Annotated in this window: 1 pseudogene; it reads right to left on the bottom strand. The window is 58.9% G+C overall.

Annotated features, from left to right (window positions below):
- Nucleotides 1-202, bottom strand: a pseudogene (locus tag AB4496_RS27650) (DNA repair protein); the annotation flags it as partial.

Raw genomic sequence — 202 nt, 5'->3', positions numbered from 1 at the left:
GAGTGCGCGCCACGCCGCGATTGGAAGAAAGGTCACCGTACACGCTCCCAATGATGGTGCAGTCTTTGAGGTGGCTCTTTTCTCCATTGGGCAACACGCCTTCATGCACGGTTTGAAACACGATGGGGGCGGTATCACTTTGGCCGAACGCCCCGGCATTGGCATCGGCGCCACCGGTGATTTTGGCGGTCACAAAGGTGCC

It is taken from the genome of Vibrio sp. 10N.222.46.A1, assembly GCF_041473595.1.
GTDB lineage: Bacteria > Pseudomonadota > Gammaproteobacteria > Enterobacterales > Vibrionaceae > Vibrio > Vibrio tasmaniensis_A.
The sequence above is the reverse complement of the archived record's forward strand: the minus strand, read 5'-3'. Positions and strand labels throughout refer to the sequence as shown.